Raw genomic sequence first — 15,142 nt, 5'->3', positions numbered from 1 at the left:
TTTTAAAGTTTTGATTTTTATTTTTTCAATTTAATCAAATCTGTTTTAAGCCCAAGAGCAAAAAGACCTATCCATTGAAAGGCAAACTTAAGCATGGCCTCATCATCAACCCTTATTCTCATCTGAATGTTTTTTTTAACCTTATAACGTTTTAAAAAACTGCTATCAAAAACAAACTCCCGGAAACTATCTATATTATAAGCGGCCATAAAAACCATTTTAGCTTTTTTACCATACGGGCCCTGGCTTCCCCATAGATTGGAATAAAAATATTTAGCAGTTTCACTCCACAAAAGAGTCATTTCATTAGTAAGCTCAGCATCCTGATCTTTGGCCCAGGACAAAAGATTATGTTCTTTTTGCTCAAGATGTCCCTGACAAAAATCCGGAGGCCTGAAAAGATGAACCTGATTTTCAACCTCACCTTTATCGTTATATTGGACACCATGTTCCATGGGAAAATTTCTGCATGAATCTGGCCTGTGAGTATAAACTGAACAACCCTTTTCAGAAAGAAAAGGGCAGGTTTGTTCCTTATTATCTGACATCTTGAGGAGTAGCTCAGGAAAACATCGATCTTGAGGAAGAATAACGTCGGTATAATTTTCAATAAATTCCCCGGAACTTATCCCAAGCTTTTTCCTTAGCATAATTATGTCGTGGGGGTATAAAAAAAGATTAAGATTTCTGCAGCATTTATTAAAGCAAGAAACATTGGGGTTACAATCAAAAACAAAAACATCGCCTTTTTCAAGCACCACGCCTCGACTTGACAATTGATCGGATTTTTCAAAAATTTTCATTTCTAATTCCCAAAAGTTCCTGATATCATTTCTGCAATGGAATGTTTGAACTTAAGCTGATACCCTGTTTTTTTTCTTAAGTCCCTTTCAAGGAAAGCAAGGTCTTTGTATATGTCTGTCCTGTCAATCATAGGTATTTTTCTCTTTCCTTTTGAAAGCTCTTCAAACCTAAAACATCCAGGCCCTTCAATTCTACCCTTTGGGGTGTCAAAATAATGAGCAGTTCCGTGGAGCCTGCAAATCATCAGCCTATGCTTATAAAAAATACAAAGTCCGTCTTTATTGAGAGGACATAAAATTCTTATTTTTTCACCTTTCGCCTCTGCTGCAGAAGTTTTTACAACAACTTCACCGGCCGTTTCAACAACCTCAGAACGCAAAGTCTTATCAAGGGAATTCATCCCCTCAACCAAATATAAGTATTCTATTAAAGTATAATGTTTAAAATGGGTATAACAACAATTATCCGAACAACCTCTACAACTAAAATCAAGAGCATCAGCTACAATTGTATATCTTTTCTGCATCTCCTGATAAATCTGCTCAAGCCTTTCAAAAAAGACTTTTTTATCTTCATCTGAAATATAAATATCTAAAAAGCTCAAAGCTCCTCCTTAAACAAGGGGTGAAGGCATAAAAATTTTATTGTAGAGATTAATGGCATACCTATCTGTCATTGAAGCTACAAGATCACACACAACTCTTTCTATTTTTTGTTCCCCTTTATATGGAGGGAGTTCAAGCTTTACAAGTTCCTCTTGGAGCTTGTCTTCATGGGCATTAAAATAACTATAAAGCTCGGATAAAATCTTTTTAGCTTTTACAAACTCCTTGTGAACCTGGGGTGACCTGTAAACATTTTCATAAAGAAAAGCTCTTAGATCAACCATTGTGTTATATACCTCATCTCCTATTCTAAGGCAGAAACCATCTTTTGAGTCATAACTGGAAAAAATAACATCCTTGATCATTGTCTTGGCTCTTTCCGAATGATTCTTACCAAGCACCCTGACAAACTCCTTTGGAACATCTCCCCTTGTTATAACCCCGCTTCTTATAGAATCATCAAGATCATGATTGAGATAGGCTATTATATCTGCAATCCTCACCAGCCTTCCTTCAACAGTTCTTGCAGCTTCTCCAGGATCCCTTGGAATAATATCACCAAAACCCTTGGAATGTTTTAAGATACCATCCTTTACTTCATAAGAAAGATTAAGTCCTTCCCCTCCTCTTTCAAGCTTAGAAACAACTCTTAAGCTCTGGGCGGAATGGGAAAAATATTTGGAATAAATTTCCTTTAAAACAGTTTCACCACCGTGACCAAACGGAGTGTGCCCAAGATCATGGCCAAGTGCAATTGCCTCTGTAAGATCTTCATTAAGACTGAGAGCTCTTGCGATTGTCCTTGCAACCTCAGAAACTTCAAGCGTATGGGTAAGTCTTGTTCTATAATGGTCTCCCAAAGGAGATAAAAAAACCTGGGTTTTATGCTTAAGACGGCGAAATGAATTTGAAAAAACTATCCTGTCTCTGTCCTGCTGAAATTGTGTTCTAATAGGACAAGGTTCTTCCTGAACAACCCTTCCACGAGACTGAAAATTTTTGCACGCATAATCTGCAAGATTTTTTTCTTCTTTTTCTTCATTAATTTCCCTGGGGGTCATAGCTATTACCATAAAAAGTTGTTGACAGATTACACTCAAAAACACAATTATATCAAAAAAGGGGAAAATTCCTAACAATTGATAAAATATATAAATAAAAATTCATCTTTTCACATGAAAAAAAGAATGTAAAGGCAAAATAAAAAATGAATAGCCACCACCTAATACTTGGCGAGCTTAAGGATTTTATAACCGGAGAAACAATTGAAGACAACCATGACGAAAGGTACAGACAAAAAATCGCCAGATTGTTAGTGTATAAAAAAGGGTACAATAAAAACAATATCATTAAAAATAATTTTATTTTTCTTGAAAAAGGAAAAAACAGATTCAAAATCTCCATTGACTACACTGTATATATAGATGATATACCCATGATGATCGTAAAATACGGTCCAGGCTCAATTGTTTCCAGACATATGAGTGCAATTTCATCTGCAAGGCTTATGGGAGAATATGAAATTCCAGTGTCTGTTGCCACAAATGGCGAAGACGCAGAAACCATTGATACTGCCTCAGGCAAAACCATATCAACAGGGCTAGATGGGATTTTATCAAAACAGGAGTTGGCTAAAATTATAGTAAAAAGAAAAATTACCGATGACATCAGGCAAAAGGCAGAAAAAATCCTTTTTGCATTTGATGTTGACGGAAGATGTCCTTGTGACAATTCAATCTGCTCAAAAAGTTTTAAGGATTAAAAATGGATGAATTTTTTATGAAAAAAGCCCTTATAGAAGCTTCAGAAGCATTTAAACTTAATGAATTTCCAGTTGGATGTGTTATAGTAAATGACAATAAGGTTATTGCAAAGGGCAGCAGAAAAAAAACTATTTCCAAAGTTCCATCAGAAATTGATCACGCTGAAATAAATGCAATAAGGGAACTTGAAAAAAACTTTCCCTTGGTTCAGAAAAACAAAATGACAATTTATTCCACAATGGAACCCTGCCTCATGTGTTTTTCAGCAATCACCCTTTCAGGATTTAAAAGAATTGTATATGCTTACGAAGATGTAATGGGCGGCGGATGTGGAATAAACAAAACTCAATTTCCTGTTTTTTACCAGGAAAGATTCCCAGAAGTCACCCCAAGAGTTTTAAGAAAAGAAAGCCTTTCACTTTTTAAAAAATTCTTTGAGTCGCCCAAAAACAAGTACTGGAAAGACAGTCCTCTTTCAAGGTATACTCTTTCTTTGTAAATGCATTATAAAAAAACACTTGAAATTACCAAGATTATGAGCTAAAAATACCGTCTATTTGGTATTTATTCAGATAATATAAAATAAGGAGAATAGAGATAGCTGTTAAAAAGACTGAACAAACAAGGGTCAATCATCAGATTAGCGAAAAGGAAGTCAGGGTTATAGACTCCGAAGGAAATCAGCTTGGTGTGCTTAGCATTAAAGATGCGATTAATGTTGCCGAAGAGGCGGGATTAGATCTTGTTGAAGTTTCCCCTGGAGCCAGTCCTCCGGTCTGCAGGATTATGGATTTTGGAAGATTTAAATATCAGTTGACCAAAAAAAAGCAGGAAGCCAAGAAAAAACAAACTGTTGTTCAGGTAAAAGAAATCAAAGTAAGGCCAAAGACTGAAGATCATGATCTTAATACAAAACTAAGACAGATAAGAAACTTTTTATCCAAAAGCAACAAAGTAAAAGTTACTGTGAGGTTTAGAGGTCGTGAAATAACATTACCTGGAATGGGAAAAGATATTCTTACAAGAATAGCTGAGGAAATAGACGATATTGCAACAGTCGAAACCATGCCTAAATTTGAAGGCAGAACCATGATAATGATTTTGGCTCCAAAAAAAGAATAGTTATTTTATAACTAAATTTAAAATTAGCTGGAAATTGTCTTTTCTCAATTTCTGCTATATTTATTTGTTTTTGATATTTATTAAATATATATGATCCATAAAAATCTAATATTTTTATTTGCTTTTATTCAAATATTATTATTTTATTTTTTAACTTATGATTTTAAGCAGGTTTAGTGCAAGGAGATACTCAAATGCCTAAAATGAAAACAAACCGCGGCGCAGCAAAACGCTTTAAGGTTACAGCCAGTGGTAAGTTCAAGATGCGTAGAGCTAACAAAAGCCATATACTTACCAAAAAATCTACAAAGCGTAAAAGACAACTTCGTGCGGGTAAAATTGCGGACAAAACAAACGAAAAACAGTTAAGACAACTTCTTCCTTATAGTTAATGTCAGCTGGGTAAAAGGAGATTTTAAAATGAGGATTAAAAGAGGTTTTAAGGCAAGAAGAAGAAGAAATAAGGTTCTTAAGCTTGCAAAAGGCTTCAGAGGTGGCAGGGGTAATCTGTTTCGTACTGCCAAAAATGCTGTAGACAAAGCTCTGACCTATGCTTACAGAGACAGACGCCAGAAAAAAAGAACTTTCAGGCGACTGTGGAATGTTAGAATTAATGCAGCTGCAAGACTTAACGGTCTTAACTACAGTAAGCTTATCTGCGGATTAAAAAAGTCTGATATAGAACTAGACAGAAAAATACTGGCTGATCTTGCTATTTCGGACCCAAAGGCTTTCACTGCTGTTGCCGAGAAGGCTTCAGCAAGTCTATAGGATGATTATCCCGGCATCATGCCGGGATTTTTTTTTAACAATCGAGGCGATAAATTGGCACCTGAAAGTATTGACGAAATTGAAGAACAGGCATTAAAAGCCATTAAAAAAGCTGAAACTGAAGAACAGCTTCAGGGCATAAAAACTGAGTATTTAGGCCGAAAAGGCAAGGTAACTCTGTTTTTAAGAAACATTTCCTCACTTTCCCCAGAGGAAAGACCTGTAGCCGGAAAAAAAACAAACCTTCTAAAAAACAAACTTGAAAAAGAAATCAACTCCAAACTGGAAATGATTGAAGAAAAATTATCAGAACAATCAGCTGATATAGACGTGACTCTTCCGGGAAGAAAACCAAAAACCGGAACCCTTCATCCCATAACAAAAATTCAAAAGGAAATCTGTTCGATTTTTTTCAAACTAGGTTTTCAAATTGCCGAAGGTCCGGAAATTGAAGCAGACTGGTATAATTTTGAAGCTCTAAATTTACCAAAGCATCATCCGGCAAGGGATATGCAGGACACCTTCTATATTTCCAACAATGTGGTGCTCAGAACCCATACCTCTCCAATTCAAGTACGATATATGGAAAAAAACGAACCTCCCATAAGCATAATTGCTCCTGGAAAGGTTTATAGATGCGATTCGGATCTGACTCACACTCCAATGTTTCATCAGATTGAAGGGCTTCTCGTTGATAAAAATATCAGCTTCGGAGACTTAAAAGGTATTTTAGAATCTTTTATCCACAATCTTTTTGACAAGGAAACTTCCCTTCGTTTCAGGCCCAGCTTTTTCCCTTTCACTGAACCCAGTGCAGAAGTTGATATCAAATGTGTAATGTGCAGAGGCAAGGGATGCAGAGTATGCTCAAACACAGGCTGGCTTGAAGTTTTAGGTTCAGGAATGGTTCATCCCGCAGTATTTGAAAACGTTGGATATGACACTGAGGCATATTCCGGGTTTGCATTCGGAATGGGAGTTGAAAGACTTGCCATGCTGAAATACGGAATTAATGATTTAAGAAAATTTTATGAAAATGACTACCGTTTTCTGGAGCAGTTCTAGAAATGAAAATAAGTTTAAAATGGCTCAAAAAATTTACAAACTTCAAATCTTCACCTGAAGAACTTGCAGAAGCTCTTACAATGACAGGTCTTGAAGTTGAATCAATAGATTATCCCTATGGCTATCTTAAAGATATAATTATAGGAAAAATTGAAAAAATAATTGCTCACCCTAATGCTGACAAACTAAGAGTCTGTATGGTAAATACAGGAGGAGATGAAAACCTCCAAATTGTCTGCGGGGCTCCAAATATCTATGAAAACATGATTGGTCCTGTTGCCCTTCCCGGCACAGAGCTTCCCGGAGGAATTAAGCTCAAAAAAAGCAAGATCAGGGGCGAAGTCTCAATGGGAATGCTTTGCAGTGCAAAAGAACTTGAATTAACAGAAGACAGTTCAGGGATAATGGACCTTCCATCAGACTTAATCCCTGGAACCTCATTCATTGAAGCAATGGAACTTGACGGAGCTGTTTTTGAAGTTGATCTTACTCCAAACAGGGCAGATTGCTTAAGCCTCATTGGTATAGCAAGGGAAGTTGCGGCAATAGAAGGAACAAAACTTTCAATTCCTTTGGCAAACAAATATAAAGATGAAAGAAACAAAGGCGAGATTTTAGAAAAAGTCTTAGTGGAGGTAAAAGATCATGAACTTTGCCCAAAATACTGTGCAAGATATATTGAAGATGTCAAAATATCCCCCTCCCCTTTCTGGCTTCAAACCATTCTTTTATATTCAGGAATAAGGCCAATAAATAATATTGTTGATATTACAAATTATATTATGCTTGAAACAGGACAACCGCTCCATGCTTTTGATTATGATGAAATTAAAGGTTCTAAAATCATAGTTCAGCGTGGAAATGAAAATGAAAAATTTACAACACTAGATGGAAAAGAAAGAACCCTTGACTCAGAAATCCTAATGATTTGCGACAATGACAAAAAAATTGCCGCAGCAGGAATTATGGGAGGAGAAAATTCAGAAGTATCAGAAAAAACTTCCAGGATTTTACTTGAAAGTGCATATTTTTTTCCCCCTTCAGTAAGAAAATCAGCAAAAAAACTTGGGCTATCAACTGACTCCAGCCATAGATTTGAAAGAGGTGTTGACCCAGACCAGGTTGAAAAAGCTTTAAACAGAGCTGCCGAGCTTATAGAAGAGCTTGGAAATGGAAAAACAATTAATGGTTATATTGATACCCAGATAAAACCTTTTGATAAAAAGCAGATTAAGTTCTCAACACCAAACTGCAACCAAAGACTTGGTATAAAACTTTCGCCTGAAGAATCAGCTTCCCATCTTGAATCTGTGGGATTTACACTTGAAAAAACTGAGAACCCAGAAATTTTCATTGTAAATATCCCTTCTTACAGAGTTGATATTGAAAGACCTGAAGATTTAAGTGAAGAAGTTGCAAGAAGATATGGATATAATAACATCCCCACAACCTTTCCAAAGAATCCTTTCTTTGAAAAAGAGGACAAAAGTGATTATGGGCCCAGGCTGGAAATCAAGGAAATAATGAAGGGGTTGGGGTTTAATGAAATAATAAACTACAGTTTCATAGGGAATAATCTTCTTGAAAAATCAGGGCTCACAGGTGAATTTTATAAAGATCCTGTAAAAATTTTAAACCCGCTTTCAGAAGATCAGTCTTTGATGAGAACAGATCTTGTTCCAGGAATTCTTGAAACTATATCTTCCAACCTGTCAAGGCAGATATTAAATCTTAAAATTTTTGAAACCGGAAATACTTTCTTCCCTGATCTTGAGCAGATAAATCAATCAGTTCAAAAAGAATATATAATAGCTGCAATCACAGGAAACAGGAGAAACTTTCTTTGGGATGATAAAAGCCCTGAAGCTGATTTTTTTGACATAAAAGGAGTTGCTGAAGCCTTTTATGGAGAATTTAAAATTGAACCAGACTTTCAGAAATCAAAATCTCTACCTCCTTACGCTAAAAAAGGGGGCTGTGCAGATATAGTTATAAACGAAAAAATCTCAGGAAGAATTTTTGAAGTTTCACCAAAGACTCTTAAAAACTTTGGCATAGACCAAAAAACTTTTATTTTTTACACTACCCTTGATTCTGTATTGAAAAATAAAAAAGATTCAGCCCTTTTCAGAGAAGTTCCAAAATTTCCTGCTATGACAAGAGATATTACAATTATAATTCCAAAGGCAACTGAAGCAGGAAATATAATAAATCTTATAAAAGAACTCAATGAAGAAATAATTGAAAACATAACTCTTTTTGACGTTTATCAGGGCAAAGCTGTAAATGAAAATGAAAAAAGCCTGTCCTTTAGAATTACCTATAGATCATTGAAAGAAACCCTAAAAGATAAGCGGGTTAATAAAGTACATGACAAAGTTACTTCAGCTCTTTTGAATAATTTTGAAATCAGATTTCCCGGACAGGATTAATCTCTTGACTTTATAGGTGAAAAAGAATATAAGGACAGTTTAATTGTAGTAGTTTTAATGATGCCTCCTTCATAAAACGGGTCTTAAACCCGTTTTATTTTTTTATGGAACAACAAGTTATTGGAGTTAAAGATGGGCATAACCTCATCAAAAGAAAGACCAAACCTCATAAAAACAATTTCTGAGCTGGCCATTCCTGTTTGCGAATCAGAAGGAATAGAATTTGTTCATTCAGAATTTGCCGTAATTTCCGGAATGAAAATTTTAAGGCTGTACATAGATAAAGATGGCGGCGTTACAATTGATGATTGTGCAAAAATAAGCCGTGAGCTAAGTAATTTGTTTGACGTAAAACTTGACATTCCTGGTAAATATAGCCTTGAGGTTTCATCACCTGGCCTGGACAGACCTCTTGTAAAACCAGAGGACTTTTTAAGATTCAAGGGTAAAAAAGTAAACATCAAACTTTTCGAGCCTCTAAGCTCTGATTCTAACAGAAAAAACTTTAAAGGTATCCTTAAAGATTCTGATGAAAACTTTACAAAAATTGAGCTTGAAAATGAAGAAGTCTCAATCCCCTTTGACAAAATCAAATCAGCCAGGCTTAACCCTGAAATATAATTTTGGAGAATATACGAATGGTCTTCAGTGATATAAAAAGAGTAATTGAACAAATTGGAAGAGACAAGAATATTCCCCAGGGAGTTCTTATCAATGCGCTTGAAGAGGCGCTTATTTCAGCCGCAAAAAAAACACTGGGTCCTGATGTTGATATAGAAGTTGCTTATAATGAAAGAACAGGGGACACAGAAGTTTTTCAATTTAAAGATATTGTTGCCGGTGAAATTGAAAATCCCGAACTTGAGATATCACTTAAAGAAGGCCGTAAACTCGATCCTGAATGTGAAATAGGTGATAGTCTTGGAATAAAACTTGATACAACAAGCTTTGGCAGGATAGCTGCCCAGTCTGCAAAACAAGTGATAATCCAAAAGCTTAGAGACGCTGAAAGAAATGCAGTTTATGACAGCTTCATAGATCGGGAAGGCGAAATAATAAACGGGATTGTTCAAAGATTTGACAGAGATGATATAATTGTCAACCTTGGCCAGGCAGAAGCTGTTCTTCCTGCAAGGGAGCAGATAAAAAACGAAACATATAGAAGGGGCGACAGGATAAGAGCCAATATAATGAAGGTTCTTCATGAAAGCAGAGGTCCCCAGATTATTCTTACAAGAACCCATCCGGATTTCCTTATAAACCTTTTCAAAACCGAGGTTCCTGAAATCAGCGAGGGAGTTGTAAAAATTGATTGTGCAGCAAGAGAGCCCGGAGTAAGGGCCAAAATAGCAGTGCTATCCTCAGAATCCAATGTTGATCCAGTAGGTTCATGCGTTGGTGTCAAAGGCAGCAGAGTTCAGACAGTTGTCCAGGAGCTTCGTGGAGAAAAAATAGATATAGTTCTATGGAGCCCTGATGCAGCAAGGTTTGTCTGCAACGCTCTTGCACCTGCAGAAATAGCAAGAGTTATTATAGACGAAGACAATAAATCAATGGAAGTTATAGTTCCCGACGAATTTCTTTCCATAGCTATTGGAAAAAGCGGTCAAAACGTAAGGTTGGCTGCAAGGCTCACGGGCTGGCACCTTGATGTGAAAAGTGAAGCTGCTTATTCTCTTGCAATGAAACAAGGCTACGACTCTCTTATGGCAGTTCCTGGGATAGGACTTGAACTTGCAGAAAAGCTTTATTCAGGAGGATATAGTTCTCCAGAGGAAATTAAGGATATAAGTGCTGCAGAACTATCCCAGATTGAAGGAATAGATGAAACAGAAGCTCAAAAAATAATAAATTCAGCCTCAAAAATGCATTCTGACTCAACTTCAGAAGATTTTGTTGACGAAACTGATGATGCAGAAACTGATGACGTAGAAACTGATGACGTAGAAACTGATGACGTAGAAACTAACGACGTAGAAAATGACGACGTAGAAAATGACGACGTAGAAAATGACGACGTAGAAACTGATGACGTAGAAACTGATGACGTAAAAACTGATGATGCAGAAATTGATGATGCAGAAATTGATGATGCAGAAATTGATCTGGAAGAAAACAAACCGGAAAAAGATATAGAAGAAAGTTAGTTTTATTAATACGGTTTTGATATTAAGAATTTAATTAGAAATTAAGAACTTAAGTTTTAAACATATAATGATAATAGTAGTTGTTCGTAAACTAAATTTTTTTAGTTAATTTTAAACACAAATTAAATCTTCAAAAAGATTGAAACTCTGATCTGGTTTAAAATTTAAAAAAATTTAAGTTCAGCAGCCGCTTAAAAGATTAGTTTTATAAGTGCCCGTACAAATATTTTTTTAATATTTAGTTGTTTATATTTTTTAAGAAATATTTTATTAGTTTTTCTAGAGAAACAGATATACAGGGCGTAAAAAGGGGGAATGGATGAGAATCAGAGTATATGAACTTGCAAAAGAATTGAATATGACCAATAAGGCCCTTGTTGACAAAATACGAAAGATGGGTGACATAGAAATCAAAAGCCACATGAGTTCCCTTGATTCCGAATCTATTGAAAAAATAAAAATCAGAATCCTCGGAAAGCCCAATGAATCTGAAGAAAAACGAGTTAAGCCCACTGTTATAAGAAGACGAAGAGCAAATAAAACAACAACCCAAGCTGACAGTATTCAGGACGATTCAAATGAAGCAAAAGCAGAAAATGCTGATAAGTCAGATGAATTAGTAAAAAAAGAAGTACCTGACTCCGATGCAGCTGAGTTGAGCAAAGAAAAAACAGAACCCGCTGAAAAACCCGTTTCAGAGGATGATTCAGTTGCAAAAGACGATGATAAAATAGAAAAGAAAGCCATGCCTGAAAAATCAGCTGCTGAAAAACCAAAAGAAAAAGACGTGCCTTCTCCAGAGAAAAAAGAACCTCAAGCTGGCACAAAAACACAACGTAAAAAGAAAAAAAATAAAGGTGGGGCAAAAATTATTTTTAGACCTGACCCTCCACCGGTAAAAAAAGAACCGGAGAAAGTTCCCGAACCTATTCTGGAAAAACCTTCACAAGAGGTTAAAGATCAGGAAGACAAAAGTAAAAGTCAGATTGAGAAACAAAAATCTTCTTCAAAAAAATCAGAAAGGCCTAAAAAAACTGAAATAGTGCTGGATACAGAAGAAGCATTTAAAGCACTGGATCCTAAAATAATTTCTGGAGATGACGACGAAAAAGAAAGATCTGATAAGCTTAATAAAGGCAGAAACAACAGTGAAGAAGCAAAAAAGCCCAAGAAAAAAAGAAGAAGAACCAAGAAAAAAGAAGTTGTTGAAGGTGATGAACTCTACGAAGCAGCTTTCAATAAAAAATACAAGAAAAACAAAAAAGGCCGGAGAGTTCAAGTAGTAGAAAAACCAGTACACCAAAAAACCCAGATCACTGTCCCAAAGGCAATTAAAAGAAGAGTAAAAGTTGACGAAACAATTGTTCTTTCTGAACTTGCTAAACGAATGGGAATCAAAGCCAATGAGATGATTGCAAAGCTCATGAGCATTGATGTAATGGTTACCGTAAACCAGACAATTGACTATGAAATAGCAGAGTTGGTTGCAGGAGAATTTGGATTTGAGGTTGAAAAGGCATCTTTTGAGGAAGAAACTCTTATAAATGTCCATCATGATGCCTCGGAAAAAGATAAAAATCTCCCTCGCCCTCCAGTTGTAACTGTTATGGGTCACGTTGACCACGGAAAAACATCGCTTCTTGATGTAATAAGAAAAACAGGAGTTGCAGAAGGCGAGGCAGGTGGAATAACTCAGCACATAGGTGCATATATTGTTTCAACTGATAATGGAGAAATTGCCTTCCTTGACACCCCTGGTCATGAAGCCTTTACAGCAATGAGAGCAAGAGGAGCAAAGGTCACAGATATAGTAATCCTTGTTGTTGCAGCCGATGATGGAGTGATGCCCCAAACAATTGAGGCTATCAACCATGCCAAAGCTGCTGATGTCCCAATTGTTGTTGCAATAAACAAAATAGACAAACCAAGTGCAGACCCAGATGTTGTTAAAAGAGAGCTTTCAGAACATGGAATTCTTTCTGAAGACTGGGGAGGAGATTCAATTTTTGTAAATGTTTCTGCTAAACAAAAAATCGGTATTGAAGAACTTCTTGAAATGGTTCTTCTTCAAGCTGAAATTTTAGATCTAAAGGCTGACCCTGACAAATTTGCAAAAGGACATGTAATTGAAGCAAGACTTGATACAGGGCGAGGTCCTGCTGCTTCAGTTCTTGTGCAGGAGGGAACTCTAAAGCAAGGCGATGCTGTTGTATGCGGAACTCATTATGGAAAAATAAGAGCTTTGTTCAATGACCAAGGAGATAAAATTGAGTCTGCAGGACCAAGTATTCCTGTGGAAATTCTTGGTCTCAGCGGAGTTCCTGAAGCAGGAGACGAACTTCTTGCACTCAAAGATGAAAAAGACGCAAAACAAGTTGGTGAGCACAGGGCTGCAAAACAAAGAGCCAAAGAGCTTGCCAAATCATCCAGAATGAGCCTTGAAGGTCTTTTTGAAAAAATTGAACATAGAGCAGTAAAAGATCTTAATCTCATAATAAAAGCAGATGTCCAGGGCTCAATTGAGGCTCTTAGAGAATCACTTATAAAACTTTCAACTGATGAAGTTAAAATTAAAGTTGTTCACTCTGCAACTGGTACGGTAAGTGAGTCAGACGTAAGCCTTGCAACTGTTTCAGATGCAATTATCCTGGGCTTTAATGTTCGCCCTGCTCCAAAAGTAAGAGAACTTGCTGAAGAAGAAAATATCGACATGAAGTTCTACAATGTTATCTATGATGCAATAAAGGACATAGAAAACGCCATGTTAGGACTGATGGATTCTACATATAAAGAAGTCACTCTTGGCACAGCAGACGTAAGAGCTGTCTTTTCTGTTCCCAAAATCGGTAAAGTTGCAGGATGCCTTGTAACAAACGGAAAAATGAAAAGAGGCAAGAACACAAGAGTTTTAAGAGACGGTATAATAATTTTTGACGGCCAAATGTCTTCACTCAAACGTTATAAAGATGACGCAAAAGAAGTCAATGAAGGTTATGAATGTGGAATTGGGATAGATAGATTCAATGACATAAAAGAAGGCGATACTATAGAATGTTATATGATCGAGGAAATAAAGCCTACTAAGTTGGGATAAAGGAGATTTAATGGCCAAAGATTACCCGCGTTCTGCAAGAATAGCAACCCAGATTCAGGTAATTGTGTCAGAAGTGCTTATAAAAAAAATAAAAGATCCAAGACTTTCAGGAGCAAGTATAACAGCCGTTAAAATGAATAAAGATCTTTCATCTGCCTATGTATACTTTGCTGTAACAGGAGCAGATAAAAATAAGGCTAAGGAAGCAGAAAAAGGATTTCATAGTGCAAAAGGTTTTTTTAAGAAAAAAATTGGTACAGAATTAAAATTAAGATATATTCCAGAACTAAAATTTTTCTATGACACAGTCCTTGACAATGGACAAAAAATGGAGGAGCTTTTTAAATCTCTCAAGAAAACAGAAAATCGGTCTGAAAATGGTGAATTCGATTCTTGATAAAAGCTCCAATGTTCTAATAACAAGTCATCTTCACCCTGATGGAGATGCTATTGGTTCAATGCTTTCAATGGGTAAAGCCCTTGAAAAAAAAGGGAAAAATATTTATCTTTACAATGAAAGTCTGATACCCAAAATTTTTTCATTCCTACCAGGGATTGAAAAAATTAACAGAAAAATACCTGAGTGCTTAAAATTTGACACAGCTATTATTCTTGACTGTAGCGAAACTGGAAGAACCGGAAAGTGCAAGGAAGTTCTGAAAAACATTCCTGAGATTATAAATATAGACCATCATAGAACAAATAGTTATTTTGGAACTTTTCAAATAATTGACCCAAATGCCTGTGCCACAGCAGAAATAGTTTACACAATTATAAAAGACCTTGGCGTAGAGATCTGCTCTGAAATAGCCTATTCAATATACACAGGGATTTTTACAGACACAGGATCTTTTCGTTTTTCAAACACAAATCCAGAAGCTTTTTCCATTTGCAGAGAAATGATTGATTACGGAGTAATTCCTCACAAGGTGGCCCAGCAGATTTACGGAAGCTATTCACTTGGAAGAATAAAGCTTATAAATCTTGTTCTTGATTCAATTGAAATATCTGAAAACAAAAAAATGTCCCTTATGGTTCTTACCCAGGACATGCTTAAAAAAACAAAGACAAAAAAAGAAGATATATCAGAACTTATAAATTACGCAGAGCATATAGAAGATGTTAAAGTTGCAGCCCTTATAAAAGAAGGTGAAAAGCTGAAAAACAAAAAGCAATGCTATGATGTAAGCTTAAGATCAGACGGAACAATTGATGTCTCTGAAATTGCATTTTCATACGGAGGCGGAGGTCATGAAACAGCAGCAGGATTTTCAACAACAATTCCCTTTCCTGAACTTAAAAATAAAATCATGTCTATAGCCGATCGGATCTGAATATA

15 protein-coding genes are annotated in these 15,142 nt (G+C 36.0%); 12 read left to right on the top strand and 3 right to left on the bottom strand.

Annotated features, from left to right (window positions below):
- Positions 1-17: 17 nt before the first annotated feature.
- The 3 genes from RBR53_00215 to RBR53_00205 are packed head-to-tail and all read right to left on the bottom strand — an operon-like array spanning position 18 to position 2,470.
- Complete coding sequence (locus RBR53_00215; protein MDY0131072.1) at positions 18-803, bottom strand: YkgJ family cysteine cluster protein; 786 nt, start codon at positions 801-803, stop codon at positions 18-20.
- 2 nt (positions 804-805) lie between these two features.
- Positions 806-1,408, bottom strand: a complete 603-nt coding sequence (locus RBR53_00210; GenBank protein ID MDY0131071.1) for a hypothetical protein — start codon at positions 1,406-1,408, stop codon at positions 806-808.
- Between the two features lie 9 nt (positions 1,409-1,417).
- A complete protein-coding gene (locus tag RBR53_00205) occupies positions 1,418-2,470 on the bottom strand; it encodes a deoxyguanosinetriphosphate triphosphohydrolase (protein MDY0131070.1) in 1,053 nt (350 codons plus the stop codon).
- A gap of 146 nt (positions 2,471-2,616) precedes the next feature.
- Between RBR53_00205 and RBR53_00200 the strand changes: the two genes are divergently transcribed.
- From RBR53_00200 to RBR53_00145, 12 genes are all read left to right on the top strand, one after another.
- A complete protein-coding gene (locus RBR53_00200) occupies positions 2,617-3,171 on the top strand; it encodes a type I restriction enzyme HsdR N-terminal domain-containing protein (protein ID MDY0131069.1) in 555 nt (184 codons plus the stop codon).
- A 2-nt stretch (positions 3,172-3,173) separates the two neighbouring features.
- Entirely contained in the window at positions 3,174-3,671 is a 498-nt protein-coding gene (locus tag RBR53_00195) for a nucleoside deaminase (GenBank protein MDY0131068.1), read from the top strand.
- An 83-nt stretch (positions 3,672-3,754) separates the two neighbouring features.
- Positions 3,755-4,294: a translation initiation factor IF-3 gene (infC, locus tag RBR53_00190; GenBank protein MDY0131067.1), complete on the top strand. Its 540-nt coding sequence runs from the start codon at positions 3,755-3,757 to the stop codon at positions 4,292-4,294.
- A 194-nt stretch (positions 4,295-4,488) separates the two neighbouring features.
- Positions 4,489-4,686, top strand: a complete 198-nt coding sequence (gene rpmI / locus RBR53_00185) for a 50S ribosomal protein L35 (protein MDY0131066.1) — start codon at positions 4,489-4,491, stop codon at positions 4,684-4,686.
- 28 nt (positions 4,687-4,714) lie between these two features.
- A complete protein-coding gene (rplT, locus tag RBR53_00180) occupies positions 4,715-5,065 on the top strand; it encodes a 50S ribosomal protein L20 (GenBank protein ID MDY0131065.1) in 351 nt (116 codons plus the stop codon).
- A gap of 54 nt (positions 5,066-5,119) precedes the next feature.
- On the top strand, positions 5,120-6,130 hold the full coding sequence (gene pheS, locus RBR53_00175) for a phenylalanine--tRNA ligase subunit alpha (protein MDY0131064.1): 1,011 nt from the start codon (positions 5,120-5,122) through the stop codon (positions 6,128-6,130).
- Between the two features lie 2 nt (positions 6,131-6,132).
- Positions 6,133-8,562: a phenylalanine--tRNA ligase subunit beta gene (pheT, locus tag RBR53_00170; protein ID MDY0131063.1), complete on the top strand. Its 2,430-nt coding sequence runs from the start codon at positions 6,133-6,135 to the stop codon at positions 8,560-8,562.
- A gap of 132 nt (positions 8,563-8,694) precedes the next feature.
- A complete protein-coding gene (gene rimP / locus RBR53_00165; GenBank protein ID MDY0131062.1) occupies positions 8,695-9,183 on the top strand; it encodes a ribosome maturation factor RimP in 489 nt (162 codons plus the stop codon).
- 17 nt (positions 9,184-9,200) lie between these two features.
- On the top strand, positions 9,201-10,709 hold the full coding sequence (gene nusA, locus RBR53_00160) for a transcription termination factor NusA (GenBank protein ID MDY0131061.1): 1,509 nt from the start codon (positions 9,201-9,203) through the stop codon (positions 10,707-10,709).
- A gap of 319 nt (positions 10,710-11,028) precedes the next feature.
- Entirely contained in the window at positions 11,029-13,803 is a 2,775-nt protein-coding gene (infB, locus tag RBR53_00155) for a translation initiation factor IF-2 (protein ID MDY0131060.1), read from the top strand.
- 10 nt (positions 13,804-13,813) lie between these two features.
- The gene (gene rbfA, locus RBR53_00150; protein MDY0131059.1) at positions 13,814-14,200 is read left to right on the top strand and encodes a 30S ribosome-binding factor RbfA; all 387 of its coding nucleotides are present in this window, start codon (positions 13,814-13,816) and stop codon (positions 14,198-14,200) included.
- A complete protein-coding gene (locus tag RBR53_00145; GenBank protein ID MDY0131058.1) occupies positions 14,181-15,137 on the top strand; it encodes a bifunctional oligoribonuclease/PAP phosphatase NrnA in 957 nt (318 codons plus the stop codon). The genes rbfA and RBR53_00145 overlap by 20 nt, the downstream gene beginning before the upstream one ends.
- Positions 15,138-15,142 lie beyond the last annotated feature (5 nt).

The organism is Desulforegulaceae bacterium (assembly GCA_034006035.1).
GTDB lineage: Bacteria > Desulfobacterota > Desulfobacteria > Desulfobacterales > JACKCP01 > JACKCP01.
This window is presented reverse-complemented; position numbering and strand designations above follow the sequence as displayed.